General features: G+C 71.9%; 15 protein-coding genes. 9 read left to right on the forward strand and 6 right to left on the reverse strand.

What is annotated here, in order from left to right; translation table 11 throughout:
- Window positions 1-138: 138 nt before the first annotated feature.
- Window positions 139-1,767 (reverse strand): ABC transporter substrate-binding protein, encoded by a 1,629-nt coding sequence (locus tag BCD49_RS25240; protein WP_007508920.1) that lies wholly within the window; start codon window positions 1,765-1,767, stop codon window positions 139-141.
- Window positions 1,768-1,934: 167 nt separating this feature from the next.
- On the reverse strand, window positions 1,935-2,549 hold the full coding sequence (locus tag BCD49_RS25245; RefSeq protein ID WP_007508919.1) for a hypothetical protein: 615 nt from the start codon (window positions 2,547-2,549) through the stop codon (window positions 1,935-1,937).
- A 30-nt stretch (window positions 2,550-2,579) separates the two neighbouring features.
- Between BCD49_RS25245 and BCD49_RS25250 the strand changes: the two genes are divergently transcribed.
- The 7 genes from BCD49_RS25250 to BCD49_RS25280 all read left to right on the forward strand — a co-directional run bounded on the left by BCD49_RS25250 (window position 2,580) and on the right by BCD49_RS25280 (window position 11,252).
- Entirely contained in the window at window positions 2,580-3,287 is a 708-nt protein-coding gene (locus BCD49_RS25250; protein WP_027140850.1) for a response regulator transcription factor, read from the forward strand.
- On the forward strand, window positions 3,284-4,741 hold the full coding sequence (locus BCD49_RS25255; protein ID WP_027140851.1) for a sensor histidine kinase: 1,458 nt from the start codon (window positions 3,284-3,286) through the stop codon (window positions 4,739-4,741). Before BCD49_RS25250 ends, BCD49_RS25255 begins: the two co-directional genes overlap by 4 nt.
- Window positions 4,742-4,843: 102 nt before the next feature.
- Complete coding sequence (locus BCD49_RS25260; protein WP_007511403.1) at window positions 4,844-6,379, forward strand: glycoside hydrolase family 18 protein; 1,536 nt, start codon at window positions 4,844-4,846, stop codon at window positions 6,377-6,379.
- 187 nt (window positions 6,380-6,566) lie between these two features.
- A complete protein-coding gene (locus BCD49_RS25265; RefSeq protein WP_007511400.1) occupies window positions 6,567-7,775 on the forward strand; it encodes a beta-1,3-glucanase family protein in 1,209 nt (402 codons plus the stop codon).
- A 200-nt stretch (window positions 7,776-7,975) separates the two neighbouring features.
- Window positions 7,976-8,572 (forward strand): hypothetical protein, encoded by a 597-nt coding sequence (locus BCD49_RS25270; protein WP_007511399.1) that lies wholly within the window; start codon window positions 7,976-7,978, stop codon window positions 8,570-8,572.
- Window positions 8,573-8,629: 57 nt separating this feature from the next.
- Complete coding sequence (locus tag BCD49_RS25275; RefSeq protein WP_007511397.1) at window positions 8,630-9,562, forward strand: thioesterase II family protein; 933 nt, start codon at window positions 8,630-8,632, stop codon at window positions 9,560-9,562.
- A gap of 397 nt (window positions 9,563-9,959) precedes the next feature.
- Window positions 9,960-11,252 carry an ABC transporter substrate-binding protein gene (locus BCD49_RS25280; protein ID WP_007511395.1) on the forward strand — a complete coding sequence of 431 codons (1,293 nt, stop codon included), beginning with the start codon at window positions 9,960-9,962 and terminating at the stop codon, window positions 11,250-11,252.
- A gap of 6 nt (window positions 11,253-11,258) precedes the next feature.
- Here BCD49_RS25280 and BCD49_RS25285 read toward each other — a convergent pair whose 3' ends face one another.
- Window positions 11,259-12,293: a patatin-like phospholipase family protein gene (locus BCD49_RS25285; protein ID WP_007511393.1), complete on the reverse strand. Its 1,035-nt coding sequence runs from the start codon at window positions 12,291-12,293 to the stop codon at window positions 11,259-11,261.
- Between the two features lie 323 nt (window positions 12,294-12,616).
- Between BCD49_RS25285 and BCD49_RS25290 the strand changes: the two genes are divergently transcribed.
- The gene (locus tag BCD49_RS25290; RefSeq protein WP_131803568.1) at window positions 12,617-13,162 is read left to right on the forward strand and encodes a DUF3592 domain-containing protein; all 546 of its coding nucleotides are present in this window, start codon (window positions 12,617-12,619) and stop codon (window positions 13,160-13,162) included.
- Between the two features lie 307 nt (window positions 13,163-13,469).
- Here BCD49_RS25290 and BCD49_RS25295 read toward each other — a convergent pair whose 3' ends face one another.
- From BCD49_RS25295 to BCD49_RS25305, 3 genes are all read right to left on the reverse strand, one after another.
- Window positions 13,470-14,267, reverse strand: coding sequence for a response regulator (locus tag BCD49_RS25295; protein WP_158072968.1), 798 nt, complete (start codon window positions 14,265-14,267; stop codon window positions 13,470-13,472).
- A gap of 8 nt (window positions 14,268-14,275) precedes the next feature.
- Window positions 14,276-15,385, reverse strand: coding sequence for a sensor histidine kinase (locus BCD49_RS25300; RefSeq protein WP_071041984.1), 1,110 nt, complete (start codon window positions 15,383-15,385; stop codon window positions 14,276-14,278).
- 326 nt (window positions 15,386-15,711) lie between these two features.
- The gene (locus tag BCD49_RS25305) at window positions 15,712-16,320 is read right to left on the reverse strand and encodes a TetR/AcrR family transcriptional regulator (protein WP_071041985.1); all 609 of its coding nucleotides are present in this window, start codon (window positions 16,318-16,320) and stop codon (window positions 15,712-15,714) included.
- A gap of 27 nt (window positions 16,321-16,347) precedes the next feature.
- Here BCD49_RS25305 and BCD49_RS25310 point away from each other — a divergent pair, with 27 nt between their 5' ends.
- Entirely contained in the window at window positions 16,348-17,259 is a 912-nt protein-coding gene (locus BCD49_RS25310; RefSeq protein ID WP_007511384.1) for an alpha/beta fold hydrolase, read from the forward strand.
- The last annotated feature ends 3 nt before the right edge of the window (window positions 17,260-17,262 follow it).

Raw genomic sequence — 17,262 nt, forward strand, 5'->3', positions numbered from 1 at the left:
CCGTCTCCTGTCGTCGTGTTCCTCGAAGCGGTCGCGCCCCCGCGGCCGGCTGGTCTCGCCGCCGGCCCCGCCCGCGCGGCCACACCGCGGCCCCGCCGGCGGCCAGGTGACCGCGGGCGGGGCCGCGTGCTCAGTCGGTCAGCTCTTCCAGGTGTCGTGCAGCTGGATGCGGCTGGACGCCTCGAACTTCAGGTCGTGGACGTTCTTGCCGACGCCGAGTTCGGTCTCGAGCTCGACGACCGGGACGACGTAGGCGTTGTCGACGACCAGCCGCTGAGCCCGCTCGACGAGCGCCGCGCGCTTCGTCGCGTCGGGCTCCGCGGCCTGCTGGGCGAGCACCGTGTCCAGCTCGGTCACCGGGATCTTGTACGCGTTGAGGCCCTTGGTGGAGTACTGGCTGCGCAGGATGTCCGGGTCGGCCCGGGTCAGGTTGCCCCACAGCACGTCGAAGTCGGCGCCCGTCAGGATCTGGGTGATCTGCGCGATCTGGAGCTGCTTCAGCTCGACCTGGACGCCGACGGCCTTGAGCTGCTGCTGGACCAGCTCCATCGCCGGCTGGTTGGTGGCGGCGTTGGCGAACCAGGTGATCGTCAGGGAGAGCGGGGCGCCGTCCTTCTGCCGGATCCCGTCGGCGCCAAGCTTCCAGCCCGCCGCGTCGAGCAGCGAGCCGGCCTTCGCCTTGTCGAAGGTGAGGCTGGAGCTGAGGTCGACGTAGCTAGGCGTGGTGTGCGAGAGGATGCTCGTCGCCGGCTTGGTCCCGGTCGGGAACACGGTGTCGACGATCTGCTGCCGGTCGATCGCCAGACCAATCGCCTTCCGCACGTTCGGGTCGGTGTAGGGCGCCTTGGAGTTGTTGAAGCTCAGGCCGAAGGGCACACCCGGGTTGGCCCGGGCCTGCAGCTGGGCGCCGCTGCCCTCCAGTGCCGCCTCGTCCGCCTGGGCCACGGCGCCGATCGCGTCGACCTGGCCGGACTGCAGGCTGGAGGTCCGCACACCGGCCTCCGGCACCACCTTGAACTCGAGCGCGTCCAGGTAGGCGTCACCGGACTTGGTGAACAGCGACGAGCCCCAGGTGTAGCCGGTGCGCTTCGTCAGCGAGATCGACTGGCTGGGCACGTACTTCGACAGCACGAACGGCCCGGAGCCGATCACCCCGTCGCTGCAGCGCGCCTGCGGGGTCTTCTTGACGCTCGCCTCGGACACGATGCCGAGCGAGAACGTCGAGGTGGCCTGCAGGAACTGGGCGTTCGACTGCTGGAAGTCGATCTCGATGGTCTGGTCGTCGATCACCTTGCTGCCGGCGTAGCCACCCAGATAGCCGGCGCCCAGCTGGGCGAGGGCGCCCAGCTTGGGGATCGCCTCGAAGTTGTCCTTGACCACCTGCGCGGTCAGCGGCGTGCCGTCGCTGAACGTGACACCGGGCTTGAGGTGGAAGGTGAAGGACTTCGCGTCGGCACTGATCTCCCAGCTCCGCGCGAGCCAGGGAACGATCTTGCCCGTGTCGGGGTCCTGGTCGGTCAGCGAGTCGACGAGCTGGCGCGTCGAGTAGACCGTGTCGTTGCTGCCGACCTGCTGCGGGTCGACGCAGCCGATGTCCGAGCCGACCGCGAAGGTCAACGTGCCGCCGGGCTTCGGCGCGGCACTCGCGGGCGCGCCGCCGTCGGAGGAACCACCGGAACCACAGGCGCTCAGCAACGTCGTGCCGACGGCGAGCGCGGCCACAGCCACGGCCCACCGGGTGGGTGCGGACTGTCTTGATTGATTCACGACGGTCTCTTCTCCTCCTCGTTGGACGACCGTCGGGGAACGCTAGCCAGCCAGGCACTTTGTCGTCAATTCCGATGAACAAAGTGAAAAAGTAGAGACATGACCGTGTCACAGGCGCGACCGGTCAGCGCACCCGACCCGTCGTCCGTCGACCCGGCGGCCTCAGCTCAGGTGGTCTGCACCGACGGGGGATGCCCGTTCCAGGTGACGAAGCAGGACGAGGTGGCGGCGCCGTCCCGGCTGAAGTCCACGCGCAGCCAGCCGTCGGCCTCCCAGGCCTGAACCCGCCAGTCCGGCTCCGGGGTCGCGGACACCAGCCGAGCCGAGGTCTCGGTCATCTCCAGCACGACCCGGCCGCCGGTCAGCTGGTAGCTCCGGACGGCGGCGCCGTTCGAGGTGGCCGGGGCCGCCGCGGGCGGCCGCGAGACCTGCCCGCCGGCGGACCCCGCCGGGCCACCGCCGGCGGTCACCCCGGCCGTTCCGGCCCCAGCTCCGGGCCCCGGCTCCCCCGCCGCCGGCCCGGACGTCGCGGGCGTCTCGACGGCGGGGCCGGGCGCGGTCGTCGCGGACACGCCGGCCGTGGGCGCGGTGGCGCTCGCAGCGACGGACGGGGAGATCAGCGGCCCGACCGGGACGGCCTTGGGCAGCCCCGCGGCCGTCTCCAGCGGGAGCGCTCGCTGGACGCCGAACCAGGAGACCAGGACGGCGAGCCCGGTGCCGATGGTCCACAGGGCGAGGCGGCGCAGCGACCTGGCCACGTCGGCATGGTACAGGGCGGACATATCGGTCGACGGGCTCTACGGTACGGCGGTATGGCGACAGTGCTCGTGGTCGAGGATGATCCGTCGGTGCGGGCGGCGCTGGTCCGTCACCTCACCGCCGCCGGGCACGCGGTGCGCAGCGCCGGCGCCGCCCTGGACGCGATGCGCGAGGTCACGCAGGTCGGCTGCGACCTGGTCGTACTCGACCTGGGACTGCCCGACCTCGACGGCGCCGCCGCGCTGCGCATGCTGCGCGGCGTGACCGACGTTCCGGTGGTGGTCGCCACCGCGCGCGACGACGACGCCAGCATCGTGCGGCTGCTCAACAGCGGCGCGGACGACTACCTCGTCAAGCCGTTCACGCCGGCGCACCTCAACGCCCGGGTCGCCGCCGTGCTGCGCCGGGCGAGCCCGGCCGGGCGGGACGCCGCGGGCCAGGCGACCGTCGCGAGCCCGCCGTTACGGGTCGCGGAGCTGGTCGTCGACGGCCGCCGCCGGACGGCGACGCTGGCCGGCACGCCGCTCGACCTGACCCGCCGCGAGTTCGACCTGCTGGCCTACCTCGCCGCCCGCCCCGGGGTGGTGGTGACGCGCGACGAGCTGCTCGCGGCGGTGTGGCACCAGGCCTACGGCGGCGGCCAGACCATCGACGTGCACCTGTCGTGGCTGCGGCGCAAGCTCGGCGAGACGGCGGCCCGACCGCGCTACCTGCACACGGTGCGCGGGGTGGGCGTCAAGCTCGAGGCGCCGGCGGCATGAGGCGGGAGCTGATCCGGGTCTCGATCGCGGTCACGTCGATGGTGGCGCTGGCCTTCCTCATCCCACTCGCGCTGATCGTCGCCCAGACCGCGCGTGACCGCGCCTTCGTCCGGGCCGAGCGGACGGCCGCCGAGCTCGGGCCGGCCCTGGCGATCACCACCGACCCGTTCGCCCTCGACCGGGCACTCGCCACCACCCGCGGCGGGGCCGACGGCCTGGCCGCCGTCCACCTGCCCGCCACGGCCGGCGCGGGCGGCACGGGCGGCGCGCTGACCACGATCGGCCCGTCGCGGGTGACGCGTGAACAGTTGGCCGCCGTCGCGACTACCGGGCAGGCGGCGGTCCTCGACGCGCCGGGAGGCTCGGTCCTGCTACGCCCGGTGGCCGTGAGCGACGCGCGGATCGCCGTGGTCGAGGTGTTCGTGCCCGCCTCGTCGATGAATCAGGGAGTGCACACGGCCTGGCTGGTGCTCGGCGGGCTCGCGGTGGGCCTGGTCGCGATCTCGGTGCTGGTCGCCGACCGGCTGGCAAGCCGCACCGTGCGCGCGACCCGAGGGCTCGCCGCCACCGCCCGCCGGCTCGGCGCGGGCGACCTCGACGCCCGGGTGCCCACCTCGGGCACCGGGGTGCCGCCGGAGGTGCGCGACGCGGCCATCGCGTTCAACACGATGGCCGACCGGGTCCGCCAGCTGCTCGCCGCCGAACGCGAGCTGGCGGCCGACCTGTCGCACCGCCTGCGGACCCCGCTGACCGTGCTGCGGCTCAACACCGCCGCGCTGGCCGACGCCGGCTCGGCCGACCAGGTCCAGCTGGCCGTCGAGCGGCTGGAGCGCGAGGTGGACCACATCATCCGGGCGGCGCGCGACCGCGGCGCCGGCGGGCCGGCCGCGGCGAGCTGCGACGCGGCCGAGGTGGTCCGCGACCGGGTCGACTTCTGGTCGGTGCTCGCCGAGGACCAGGGACGCCCCTGGCGGCTGACCGGGGCCGCGGCCGACGCCGGCGACGCGCCGGTGCCCGTCGCCAGGGCCGAGCTGGTCGCCGCGCTCGACGCGCTGCTGGGCAACGTCTTCCAGCACACCGACGAGGGCGTCGGGTTCGCGGTCACCCTGCGGGCCGCGCCCGCCTCCGCCTCCGGTTCCGGTCCCGCCCTCGGTTCCGGTCCCGCCCTCGGCGCCGTCACCATCACGGTCGCGGACGCGGGCCCCGGCATCACCGACCCGGCCGAGGCGCTGCGGCGCGGCGCCGGGGCCGGCGGCGCCGGCTCCACCGGGCTGGGCCTGGACATCGCCCGCCGGGTGGCCGCGTCGACCGGCGGCGAGCTGACGGTCGGGCGGTCCGCGCTGGGCGGCGCCGAGATCCGGCTGCGCCTGCGCGCCACCGCCACCGCCGGCCACGGCGCGGGGCGGGCACGGCGGCGGAGACGGCGAAGCCGGCGCTGGCGCGCGCTTTCCTAAGCCAGTCCTAAGAGACCTTCTCGGCTGCCTCAGGCGGGGCTGCGCCGGCCGGCGCGCTGGCTAGCGTCCGCCTGCGGGGGCTCCCAAGGAGGTCACACCACGATGTCGTCGAAGCAGGGCCGGCACCGCCGACGCCGCCGGCAGATCATCTCCGGTACGGCGGTCGCGCTGGCGGCCGTGACCGGGCTCGTCCTGGCGCTCACCATTCCCGGCACCGCCTCCGCGTCGGTCTTCGGGGCGGCGTACGCGCGGACGGGGGCCTGGGAGACCGGCTACTCCGCCCAGTACCGGGTGACGAACACGACCGGGTCACCCCGCGGGTTCACCCTCGAGTTCGACCTGCCGGCCGGGGCGCGGCTCACCTCGCTGTGGAACGCCGAGCACCGGGTGGACGGCCAGCACGTCACCGTCACCCCGCCGAAGTGGCAGCCCGAGCTCGCCCCCGACGCGGCCGTCGACGTCGGTTTCGTGGTGAGCACGCCGGGCGGCGTCGCCGACCCGACCGGATGCCGGATCGACGGCGGCCCGTGCGTGCCGTCCGGCGACCCGGGGCAGCCGACCTCGGCGCCACCGGTCGCCACCTCCGCCCCGCCGTCCGCGCCCTCGTCGCCGACCTCGCCGCCGGCGACCGCTCCGGCGACGCCCACGTCGGCGCCGCCGGCGACCACCGCGCCGCCGGCCACCACCCCGCCGGGCGGCGGGTCCGGTAGCGGATCCGGCCATTTCGCTCCCTACATCGACACCTCGCTGTACCCGCCGTACGACCTGGTCGCGGCCGCGCAGGCCACCGGTGTGCGGACCTACACGCTGGCGTTCGTGCTCGCGGGCGGTGGCGGCTGCTCCCCCAGGTGGGGCGGGGTGTCCGAGCTGAACCAGGACGGTGTGCCCGGCCAGATCGGCCGGCTGCGCGAGCTGGGCGGTGACGTGCGGGTCTCGTTCGGCGGCGCGAACGGCACCGAGCTCGCGGGTGCCTGCGGCAGCCCGGCCGCGCTGGCCGCCGCCTACGGCCAGGTGGTCAGCACCTACGGCCTGAGCCAGGTGGACTTCGACATCGAGGGCTCGTCGCTGTCCGACACGGCGGCGAACGACCGGCGCGCCCAGGCGATCGCCCAGCTCCAGCGGGACGCGTCGGCGCAGGGCCGGCGCCTCGACGTGTCGTTCACGCTGCCGGTGCTCCCCTCCGGGCTCACCCAGACCGGCGTGGCGCTGCTCGAGAACGCGCGGGAGCGCGGCGTCAGGGTCGACGCGGTCAACGTCATGGCGATGGACTTCGGCGACGGCGTCGCGCCGAACCCCGACGGCCGGATGGGCGGTTACGCCATCGACTCGGTCACCGCCACGCAGGCCCAGGTGAGGGGCGTGTTCGGGCTCTCGGACGCAGAGGCCTGGTCGCGGCTCGCGGTCACCCCGATGATCGGCGTCAACGACGTGCGCACCGAGGTTTTCCGGCAGTCCGACGCCCGCCAGGTCGCCACGTTCGCCGCGCAGCACGGCCTGGCCTGGTGGTCCATGTGGTCGCTGACCCGCGACCAGCCGTGCCCCGGTGGGCCGGCCGACTACGCCCAGGCGACCTGCAGCAGCCTCACCCAGCAGCCGCTGGAGTTCACGCGGATCTTCGCCGCCGCCACCAGCGGCTAGCGAGCCCCGGTCGCGGCCACGCTGCCGCCGCGGCCGGCGTCGACGGCGGCCTCCTCCGTCCCCCTCCCGGGGCGCCGTCGACACCGCCGGCGGCGTCGACACCAGCCGTGTCGACGCCGTCGGTGCCATCGGTGCGGCCGGTGCCGCCCGAGGTTCTCGCCTTCAAGTCACCCCCGAGGAGACCGTGATGCTGAACCGACGCTCCCTGCTGGTCGGCGGCGCCGCCGCGCTGGCCACCGCCGGCGTGAGCGGCGCCGTCGCCGCCACCCGCTCCGGCGGCTCCGGCCAGGCCGCGCTGCTGGCCGCCAGCCAGGCGGCGGTCGACATCCCGGCCCACATCCCTGGCACGCCGCTGCCGCTGGTCATCGTCAACCACACCTACCGGTACGCGAACCGCGAGATCTGGTTCTACGTCGTCGGCACCGACCTGAGCACCGGCCGGCAGGTCTACGCCCGCGCGGACGGAAGCGTCGCCGAGGTCGCGCTGGGAGCGGACGGCGGCGACATCGCGATCCCGCTGGTGGCGGACGGCGACACCGTTGCCGCCGTCCCCACCGGGATGTCCGGGCGGATCTACGTCTCGATCGGCGCGAGGCTCGACTTCCGGATCGTCGCCGACGGGGCCGGCAGGCCGGCGTTGCAGTACCCGGCCGGCTGGGTGCGCGACGCGCCCGGGTACGCGGTGCTGCACGACTTCGTCGAGTTCACGCACAACGCGGCCGGCATGTTCTGCAACACGACCATGGTCGACATGTTCAGCGTCCCGCTCCTGCTGCGGCTGCACGGAGACGGTGACCAGACCACCGGCCAGGTCGTGCCCGGCGGCCGTGACGCGATCTTCGCCGCGCTCCGCGCGAACCCGGCGTTCGCTCCGCTGGTGGTCGGCGACGTCCGGGTCATCGCCCCGGGGCATGGCATCGAGGCAGGGCTCTTCCCGGCCACGTACTACGACTCGTACATCGACGCGGTGTGGAACCGCTACGCCTCGGGAGGGCTCACCGTCGACGCGGCCGGGCGGCGCGTCACCGGCCGGGTGACCGGCGGCGCGCTGGCCTTCGACGGCGGGGTGGCCGCGTTCGGCCGGCCGAGCACCCGCGACGTCCTCTTCTGCGACGGCGCTCTCGCGGCTCCCAACGACGGGGTCACCGGGCCGGTCGCGGCCGTCCTCGCCGCCGGGTTCAACCGCTCGACGCTGCTGACCGGTGCCGAGCAGCCCACAGGTGACCCGGGCGCCTACTACCAGGACGCCGTCACCAACCACTACGCGCGGGTCCTGCACGAGCACACCGACAACCACCGCGCCTACGGCTTCGCCTTCGACGACGTCGCCGGGCAGGCCTCCTACGTCGAGGACCACGCCCCGTCCCAGCTCACCCTGGTCCTGACCCCGTTCTGACCGGGGGCCGCCGCCGCTCCGGCCCCCGGCGGCGCCGGCGTGGGCCGAACAACCCTCTCCTCGCCCGCACCGTCGTCCCGAAATGGCCCCGAAACGGCCCCGAAACGATCAGACTGAGCCTGGACACGGGCTTGTGGCGCGCGATCCCCTCCATTAGGTTAGGCAAACCTAATATTAAGGGAGCCATAGTGGAGGACGCGGTGGAGCAGACGACAGGTGTCACCGGCAGCGGTGCCGCCCCGCGTCACCCCGAGCTGGTGGCGGTCGCCCGCGCTCTGACGGCGTCGGCGGACTACGGCAGCCTCGCCCTCTGGAGCGGCCGGGTCGCCCACGGCCTGCGCTTCACCACCCGCCGCCTCGACGGCACGCCGAACCCGGCCGCGGCCCAGAAGCCGACGAGCCTCGGATCCGTGGACCTGAGGAAGAAACCCGCGGCCAACCTGGACGCGGCCTGGCCGGTGGCCGCCGTCGACCGTCTCGTCCTGCTCGCGCCGCTGGCGATCGGCCGCCTGCTCATCGACGGCGACCAGGCCTGCCGTTTCCAGTTCTGCGGACCGGTGGCCGGGCAGACCCGCTGGGTGTCGGTCGCCTTCGGCGGCTGGGTGGCCGCCGTACCGGCGGCGGACACGGCCAGGCTCACCGAGCACTTCGCCGACCGGCATCCCACCGGCGACCTGTTCGACCTCGGCGAGCGGTGGGCGATGCTCGAAATCGACGTGGTGGAGGCGTTCGTGCGCACCGAGCACAGCGGCACGCGCCTCGACACGGGCGACGCGCGCTCGCTGCTCGCCTCCTGAGATGCCCGTCGCGTGGATTCGGCCGGACCGCCGCGTCGATGCGTCCGGGGCGGGCGCATGACCGCGGCGCGTTCCTCGGTCTGGCTGCGCTGCCGCCAGCGGCGCCCCAACGCCCGGTACCGCGTCGTCGTCTTCCCGCACGCCGGCGGTACCGCCAACGCGTACTGGACCTGGGCCGCGGAGTTTCCCGCGGACGTCGAGGTGTGGATGACGCAGTACCCCGGCCGGGAGAACCGGAGCGCCGAGCCGCTGGTGGACGCCATGGATCCGCTGGTGGACGGCATCGCCGCCGCCATCGCCGACCAGGCGCAGGCCTGGGAGTCGCCCGCTCACGCGGCCCGGCCCAGCGCCGCGGGGACCGCCGACTCCGCTGGAACCGCCGAATCTGTTGAGACCCCCGAATCGGTTGAGACCACCGACTCTGCTGAGACCACCGACTCCGCTGAGACCGGAGTGCCGCTGGTGCTGTTCGGCCACAGCATGGGCGCGTCCGTCGCGTACGAGACGGCCCGCCGCCTGCGGGAACGCCGGCCGGGACTCGTCCGCCTGCTGGTGGTCTCCGCGCGCGCCGCGCCGACGGTCGTTCGCCCGGGCCAGGACCACACGCTGTCTCGCGCGCGGTTCGTCGAGGTGCTGCGCGCCCAGGGCGGCACCGACGAGTCGATCTTCGAGCACGAGGACCTGCTGGACTACCTGCTGCCCATCATCCGCAACGACTACCGGCTGATCGAGACCTACCGACCGCCGTCGGACGTCCGGCTGCCGGTGGACATCGTGGCGTTCGCCGGCGCGGACGACCTGACGGTGCGGGTGGCGGACGTCCTCGCCTGGGCCGACGCGACCACGGCGTCCTTCGACGGCATGATCTTCCCGGGCGGGCATTTCTACCTGCGCGAGGACCCGGCCCCGGTCGTTACCGAGCTGGTGCGGCGTCTACGGCTCGCCGGTCAGCGGGAACCATCGCGGGACGGACGGCCAGATCCCGGGTGAGTGGGCGCGGCCGGCTCATGACGGGGCTCGCGACCGCAATCGCGGCGCAAATTAAGCGGTCGTAGGTTAAAAAGCCCACAGGCTGTGTACGAGCGCGCCGCGGGTTCGACCGTCAGCCGTGTCGCCAGTACAGCCGGATGCACTCAGTACATCAAGTTCAATGAATAACCGAATGTTTACCCGGCGTTTGCCGGAGGCGGTTTCTTTTGTCGGGTGGGTGGTCGATAACATCACAGCCGGCATTGGCGCCAGGGGGAGATCCAAAGCCCCGGCGGACCGCACCGCGCCAGTCAACTGTGACGCGAGCAACATTCGGAGCGGTCTTCCGAGGCAGCAGACGCGAGGTTCGCAAAGCCGGACGGCCGCCGCCGTTGTTGCGCAGAGGAGCTTGCCCGCAATGTCGCTACCAGTTCGTCGGCGAGCGTTCAGGACCGTCGCGCTCGCGGTCGGCGCCGGCAGCCTGGCCGCCAGCCTGGCCGCCTGCGGCCCCACAGGCGGCGGCGCGGCCGGCGGTACAGGCTGCGGATCCATCGCGCCGGGTATCACGCCGACGGCGGTCAAGGCTGGCATGACCTGGAGCGACACCGGCCCGTCCGCCAGCAGCATGCGTGCCTTCCGGGCTGGCGTGGACGCCCGGCTCCAGGTCGCCAACGACGAGGAGGGCGGCGTCTTCGGCCGCAAGGTCACCTATGCCTGGCGGGACGACCAGGCGGACCCGAGGCTCAACGTGACCAAGGTCCAGGAGCTCCTCGACCAGGAGCAGGTCTTCGGGTTCATCTACGGGTCCAGCGCGGGCAAGGATTCGGCCGCCCTGCTGCAGGAGCGCGGTATCCCGGTCACGGGCCCCGCCAGCGACCCCAGCTGGCTCGGCAAGAACAACATGTTCTCGTGGTTCTACGACGGCGACGGCTCCAGCACCGCCTGGGGCAAGTACGTCTTCGAGCAGGGCGGCACCCGCGCGGCCGTCTTCGCGATCGACGGGAGCGCCACCAGCGGCGACTTCACGCAGCAGTTCGTGGCGAGCCTGCGGGCCCGCGGCGTCAAGGTCGTCAAGACGTTCCAGACCAGCAGCGCGGTGATCGACTACCAGAGTGTCGCTCGACAGATCAGGGCGGCGAACGTCGACGCGATCGGTGGCGTTCTGCTTCCGGAGACGGCGGCCAACCTGCTGCCGGAGCTGCGCAGACTCGGCCTGACTCTCGGCGGCAAGCTCAAGGTCGTGCTGATGCCCCAGGGTTACGACGGCAGCAACCTGGCGAGGTTCGGCCAGTCGCTGGCCGGTGTGTCGATCTTCACCAATATCAAGCCCTTCGAGATCAATACTCCCGGGCAGCAGACATTCGTGCGGGCGATGAACGCCTATTCCCCGGAGATCCAGCCGGCGACGCAGGACAGCGCGGTCGACGGCTGGCTCTCGGCCGACCTGTTCATCCGCGGTCTCAAGGAGGCCGGACGGTGCCCGACCAGGGAGTCGTTCATCTCCGGCCTGCGCGGCGTGAAGGACTACGACAGCGCGGGGATGACACCGCAGGACGCCATCAGCCTCTCGACGAACTATCAGAACGTCTCGGTCTGCTACGACGTCATCCGGGTCAGCCAGGGCGGTGACGGGTTCGAGCCGGACGACCAGCCCGAATGCGGCGTCGTGATCACCCGGGAACGGATGAACGCCCTGAACCAGCAGCCCTGACGACCCTCAGGCCAGTCTGGTGGCTGGTGCCGCGATCGAGGTCCGGGACCGGGCCGGTGACGAGACCGGCGGCGACGTCGGAACCGGAGCGGGGTCGCGCAGCCAGTCCAGGGTCAGCCGGTAGCCGGCGGCGATCAGGGCCCGGGTGCCGCGGAAGTCGAACGGGTTCACGGTCTTCGTGCCCGGGGTGGGCAGCAGATAGACCGTGCCACGGACGGCGGACATGTCGGCCCGGGCGGCGTTCCCGAGGATCTGGTTCATCGCGCGCAGTGCCAGCGCGAACGCCCCGTGCGGGACGAGCTCGGCGGTAGCGGCGACGGGGGTGGGGCCGACCGAGGGCAGCACGTAGGTCGTCGTCGCGCCCAGACTCTCGGCCTGCCTGACTGGCGTGTCGGCGCTCACTCCCCCGTCGATGAGCCTCCGCCCCTCGATGGTGACCGGCGAGTAGACACCTGGGTAGGCCGAGGTCGCCAGCAGGGCCTCGACGGCGTCGCCGCGGGAGAGCACGACCGGGCGCCCGGTCTCCAGGTCGGTGGTGACGACATGGGCCGGGATGACCGTCTGCTCCAACCGGGGAACCACCAGCCCACTTTCGATCAGGTGGCGCAACCCGGCGCTGGAGGCCAGCCCGTCCTGCCGGCCGATCAGCCCACCCACCAGCGCGCGTGCGGACAGCGGCGCCACGTCCTTGCGACGTATCGATGCCCACACCGCGGCGGTGCGGTCGATGCCCGCCAAGGTGGGATCACTGGCATACGCGACGGCGTTGAGCGCGCCGGCCGAGGCGCCCACCACGAGGTCCGGGACGATGCCCGCCTCGGTCAACGCCCGCAGCATGCCGACATGGGCCGCGGCGAGGCTGCCTCCGCCCTGGAAGACGAACGCGACCCTGCCTCCGCCTGAGCTCTCCCCGGCGTCAGGTGAGCCTTCGGGATCGCCGCCCGCGCCGCGAGCTCGCGGGCCGGCCGCGAGGCCGAGGGCGCCGTCCGGCGACGGGACGGCGGGAAACGACGGCTGAGAGGGGAGCAGCGGCACGGTCATCAGACCTCCCGGGCATGTCCAGTCGCCTGCCGGGCTGGCTGCCCCGCCTGGAGGACACCGCCGCCCGAAGCCAATGTCAGGCTATGACATTCACTCCAACACCGACACCACCGCGCCCTATGCCACATGACGGACAGAGAGGATCCAAGCACTCACAGGTATGGCGCGCATCCGTCAGAGGTGCGGCCGCCGTGTTCGCCGCCGCCCTCGCCTGCGCCTGCGGGCGAAGGCAACCGCGGTTCAGCGACTCTGGTCGAGGTGGATGATCTATCCTGCGCTGGTAGCTGGCGGCGGATCGCGGCCGGCCTCTTGGACGCGCCCACGTGCGCCTGCCACCGCCCTCGCAAGAAGATCATTGCCGGAGGTCATGGCCGCATGTTCGGTATCCAGAACGAGTCTGGTCGGCCAGTGTCGCCGTGACGAAGAAAGATCCTGTACGGCGCGGGCCTCGACATCGGTTTTCGTTCGGCAAGCTGGTCGATTGGGAAACGCTGGTCGGCTTCGCGTGCGCCGCCGGGCTTGCTTTTCTCGCGCACTTCCTGGTCGACCATCGTGATGACGGCGTCCACGTGACCGGTACGTCGGTTCACGTTGAGGAACGCATCATCACCGACCTCAGCCAGCCAGCTCCTCCTGACCTGACCACCGTCCGATATCGGGACCTGGCAGGGAAGGAACACGTCGAGCGAGTCGACGGGAACTACGCGGTAGGCACCGCGGTCGACCTCCTGTACGACCCCGACAACCCGGGGAAGGTCGAGGCCGAGCGTTTCACCCATGGTGCATACGACCTGTGGGCGGCAATCACCGCGCTGGCCGCGCTGGTGACCTTCGTCGGCACCGCGTCCAGGTTGGCCTCGCCGGTGTGACGCCGTCCTGAGGACGGCCGCGGCCGGGAGGCGCCGGCCGGAATGCCACGAACTGGCCGCGGAATCAGCGGCTCCGCTCGACGGCCGACCATTTCGCGGCATGACGGCGCCGGCGGCTCCCCCGTTTGCCGCCGGCGCCGGGAATTGCCCCGGAGAACGACACGCCGCCCGCCCGTCTGACAGGCGACAACGGCGGCCCATCCAATCTCCGGGCCGGGCCCGGCCTGGCGGTCCTCCCCCGAGTCGGACCGCCGGGCCAGGCCCTCGAGCAAAGTATTGGGCAGGTGTGCCGGTACCGGAATCCCAATCAGTTGGGAACTTGGCGTCGGCACAGGTCCAGTTCGACCGCCCAGGCCCTCGCGGCGTCCCGCGGTCTCATCCGGGGGCTGACCTCCGGGTGCAGCTCCTGGTACTTGTCCCGCACCCGTTCCAGCCTGCTGGTCACGGTCCAGGGCGAGATCGACAGCTCGGCGGCGGCGCCCTCGTTGCTGAGCCCGTCACRGGCCACCAAGGTGACGGTCCGTAGCTCGAGCGGGGTCAGCCGCAGCCGCCTGCGACGTTCCCGCGCGAGGTCCAGCGCGGCCCGGACGAGGTCGAGAAGGTGGGCTCGGCTCATCCCGAGGCTCAGCGCGACCTCGGTGAGGTCCTCGCCCTTGGCAAGCTCACGCAGGACGGTGAGCTGGTGGGCGGACAGGTCACCCGACGGCAACGGCCTTCGCCGGTGGTCGCCCAGCAGGAATCCGGCCAGCTGCGCGGAGACATGACAGCCGTCGGTGACCGCCGCCTCGACGGCGACAGTGAACCGGCTGGCAGGCGAGGTCTTCTCCACGAAGCCGATCGCCCCGGCCTCGATGGCATCGAGGACGACCTCCTGGTTGGCCACCCCCGACAGCGCGAGCACCGGCACACCGCGGTGGGTGAGATCGGCGACGGCCGCCGCTCCGGAAAGGCCTCGCGGAAGATGCAGGTCGCAGATGACCAGATCCAGGTCGAGCGTTGGCAGCTCGGCGATCGCGGGTACCTGGGCGACGACGTCGAAGCCGTAGTCCGCCAGGGAGGTACTCAGCGCGGGCCACAGCAGTACGTGGTCGTCGACGATCGCCACGCGAGGTTTCAGCCGGGCCATYGGATCACGACCTTGGTGCCGTCGCCTGACGTGATCGAGACCGTCCCCCCGACCAGCTCCACCGCCGGGAAGGTGCGGCCAAGGCCCCCGCCCGCGCTGACAGCCGCCGTGTCGAAACCCTTGCCCCGGTCTCTCACGACGATCTCGACCGACCCGGCGGTGGCCTGCACGTAAAGATGGGCCGCGACGTCTCGACCCGCATGCTTGCGGACGTTCGTGAGCGCTTCCCTGGTTGCGGCGACAACCGCGTCGGCGACCTCCAGTGGTGGGTCGGACTCGATGTCGATCACGGTGGTGATCTCTGGGAACATCGACTGGACGTCCCCGATCTGCCTGGTGAACGGCGTGTTCGTTCGTATGTCGGCCAGAAACCAGCGAGCCCGGGCGACGCCCTGCCTCGCCGCTTCGTGAACAGGCTCATCGGTGGCACCGCTCGCCACTCGCTCCACTACCGGTAGCAGGTAGTCGTGGATGGTTCGGTGCGCGTCCCTCCTGGCGTGCTCGACAACCGTTTCTCGTTCCCGCCTGGACAGCTCCCGTTCAATGCGTGCGTTTTCCTGTTGCGATTGCAGCGTCTGCTGAGCAAGACTGCGCAGTTCGCGGGCAATCAGCGTCGCGACGACGAACCAAAGGGCGAACCCCAGCAAATCCGAAGCAATCTTGACGGTGTAGTTAGGGTACAGCGCCCCCGACCATCCGAGTCCCAGCACGGAGACGATCGCCGCGCCGACCACCGGCCTTCGGACCCCGAACCCGAGGAGGGCGGGGCACACCAGCGCGAAGGGCAGCAGGACCGTCATCACCGTCGTACGGCTGTCCGCACTGGCCGCACGCGACCCGATCACCATCAGCAGCAGAGAGAACCCCACATCCAACGCGATGGCCTGGCCGTCCCGCGTGCTCCTGACCTTCCGCAGGCGATGGTGCAGGCACGCGGCCTCGACCACGCCCATGAGTGCTACCGCGACCGCGAGCCACGGGTGACGCAGGCGATCCCACGCAAAGACCGGCGGGATGAAAAGAAAGCACGACGTCGCCGACCGCGTATAGGCGATCATCCGTGCCAGCCGTTCCTCGGTGCGCTCTACGACTCCCACCGACGCCCCATCCCTTGTCCGCGCGCCCCCGACCCATCGACACGCACGCCGTCGGTGTTGGCTATCCAGTCGGTGTTGGCTAAGAGCAGGAGATCCGAGGACACCGCAAGGATGGTCGATGTCACAACGCCAGATATGGTCGCCCCACCGGGCCCCAACCAAGACCCACACTACTGTCACACACACAGCGCCGAAGACGTTCCCGTACTAACAGTACCGACCCTGCGGGAATATTCCTCGATGACCCGCGACATGGCCACCAGTCTGACGGTCCTGAGCGCAACACCGTCCACTCCCCCGGCCGCTCACGGTCTCGCGTGGACGATTCAGTCCTGCGGGCCGAGTCGGTCGTCGAGGTGGCACGCGAGGAGGCGTCGCGCGTCGTCCGTTGATCGCCGGCCGGCGAGAACCGCATTGCCGAGCCCGACGGTCAACGCGAGGACGATGGACGCCTCGGCGACGGGATCCCGTTCAGGGGCCAGCCGCCCGTCGGCCTGGCAGGCACGCAGCTGCTCGACAAGCCATGTCTCGAGGGCATCGGGGTCGCTCCCGTAGGGCTGGGCGGCCAGCGCGGGATTGGTGAGCGCGAGCGCGAAGTACTGGTTGTAGAGGACGTAGAGCGATCGACTTTCGGCGTCCAGCGGCAGCGTCGCCGTCAGGACGAACTCGATCCGTGCCCGGCCGGCGGGAGGCAGCACGCCGGAGGCAAGGCGCGGCTGCACCCGCTCGGTGAACTGCTCACCGACCCGGCGCAGGCCGAACAGCAGCAGCTGCTCCTTGGTCTCGAAGTAGTACTGGACCAGCCGCACCGACACCCCGGCCTCGGCCGCCACCTCCCGGAACCCGGCCGCGTGCAACCCCTGTGCGGCCGCGACGCGCAGCAGCGCGTCGGCGATGTGGCGGCGGCGCTKGTCGTGGTCGACCCGTTTCGGCATCGCATCCTTTCGTGGTACAACCGTACCATGAAAGCTCGGGAAGACCGAACGGTCGGCCGGTTCCGTGGTGACAAGCAGCGTGCCAGGTTCCTCGCCGCCTACGACGCGGCGTTCGCCGCGCTGTGGCCGACACCGTGGACGGAAGCCGACCTCGAGACCGATTTCGGTACCACCCATGTGCACCGCTACGGGCCTGACACCGGCGTGCCGGTCGTGTTGCTGCACGGCGCGAGCTCGAACGCGGTCCAGTGGTACCCGTTCCTGAACGCCCTTGGTGCCCGGCACCCGGTGATCGCTCTGGACACCATCGGCGACCCCGGCCGCAGCGTCGCCCGCCGCCCGCTCCATGACCCGCCCGACAGCGCCGCCTGGCTCGACCAGACCCTTGCGGGCCTCGGCGTCTCCCAGGCACATCTGATCGGGCACTCCTACGGCGGCTGGCTGGCCCTCAACCAGGCGCTRCACGCACCGGATCGGCTCATGAGCGTGACCGCGCTCGATCCGGGCGGGCTGGAGAAGGTGAGCGCCCGGTTCATCTGGCTGATGTACCTGAACGGGATGGCCGGTCTCGCTCCGCCGCCGCTGCGCCGACGGCTGGCGGTCTGGCTGGACAACCCGGTCCTGGTCGTCCCCGAGCTCAGGAAGGTCCTGCTGACGGGTGCGCGGGCGTTCCGTACCCGGCGGCCCGCCCCCGAGCCGCTGTCCGATGACGATCTCCGGGCCATCGAGACACCGGCCCTTGTCCTGATCGGGCAGCGCAGCCCGCTGCTGCACCCCGCGCGCGCTCAGGCTCGGGTGGCGCTCATGCCGCACGGCCAGGCCGAGATCCTGCCCGGAGTCGGCCACGGGCCGGGCTTCCAGCGCGGCGACGACGTCGACGTCAACGCCCGGCTTCTCGCCTTCCTCGACGCCACGCAGGACCGCTCCCTACGGGGGTAGGGC

The organism is Pseudofrankia sp. EUN1h (assembly GCF_001854645.1).
In the GTDB taxonomy this organism is placed as follows: domain Bacteria; phylum Actinomycetota; class Actinomycetes; order Frankiales; family Frankiaceae; genus Pseudofrankia; species Pseudofrankia saprophytica.

What these genes read in the sequence shown, in the direction of transcription:
- BCD49_RS25245 (WP_007508919.1), bottom strand. Translation starts at nt 2,549, where the DNA reads ATGTCCGCCCTGTACCATGCCGACGTGGCCAGGTCGCTGCGCCGCCTC.
- BCD49_RS25250 (WP_027140850.1), top strand. Translation starts at nt 2,580, where the DNA reads ATGGCGACAGTGCTCGTGGTCGAGGATGATCCGTCGGTGCGGGCGGCG.
- BCD49_RS25255 (WP_027140851.1), top strand. Translation starts at nt 3,284, where the DNA reads ATGAGGCGGGAGCTGATCCGGGTCTCGATCGCGGTCACGTCGATGGTG.
- BCD49_RS25260 (WP_007511403.1), top strand. Translation starts at nt 4,844, where the DNA reads ATGTCGTCGAAGCAGGGCCGGCACCGCCGACGCCGCCGGCAGATCATC.
- BCD49_RS25265 (WP_007511400.1), top strand. Translation starts at nt 6,567, where the DNA reads ATGCTGAACCGACGCTCCCTGCTGGTCGGCGGCGCCGCCGCGCTGGCC.
- BCD49_RS25275 (WP_007511397.1), top strand. Translation starts at nt 8,630, where the DNA reads ATGACCGCGGCGCGTTCCTCGGTCTGGCTGCGCTGCCGCCAGCGGCGC.
- BCD49_RS25280 (WP_007511395.1), top strand. Translation starts at nt 9,960, where the DNA reads ATGTCGCTACCAGTTCGTCGGCGAGCGTTCAGGACCGTCGCGCTCGCG.
- BCD49_RS25285 (WP_007511393.1), bottom strand. Translation starts at nt 12,293, where the DNA reads ATGACCGTGCCGCTGCTCCCCTCTCAGCCGTCGTTTCCCGCCGTCCCG.